We start from the raw sequence: 332 nt of genomic DNA, 5'->3' as shown, positions 1-332 counted from the left end.
CGGTGTGGGCGGTGGCGTTCCAGTCGTTGAGGATGCGGTCGCGTTCGTCGGTGCCCAGGATGTCGATGCTGCTGAGCGGGCGGGTGGGGTCGGTGGCGACGGCCCGGAGGACGCGCACCAGCCGGTCGGCGAGCGACCGCGCCGTGTCCTCGTCGAACAGGTCCCGGCTGTACGACAGCGCGCCGTTAATCCCGCCGGGCGCCCCCGCCTCGTCGTGGTCCTCCACCAGCTCGACGGACAGGTCGTAGACGTCGCTGCCGGTCTCCAGCGGCTCGGGCGCGGCCGCCAGACCAGGGAGGTCCAGCGTCCCGGGAGCGTTGTTCTGGAGGGCG

The 332-nt window shown here is 72.9% G+C and carries 1 protein-coding gene; it reads right to left on the bottom strand.

Annotated features, from left to right (window positions below; translation table 11 throughout):
• Window positions 1–332 (bottom strand): condensation domain-containing protein (locus K7862_RS37145; RefSeq protein ID WP_222970229.1); only part of this gene is annotated, 332 nt, incomplete at both ends.

The organism is Actinacidiphila acidipaludis (assembly GCF_019890725.1).
GTDB classification, from domain to species: Bacteria; Actinomycetota; Actinomycetes; order Streptomycetales; family Streptomycetaceae; genus Actinacidiphila; species Actinacidiphila acidipaludis.
The sequence above is the reverse complement of the archived record's forward strand: the minus strand, read 5'-3'. Positions and strand labels throughout refer to the sequence as shown.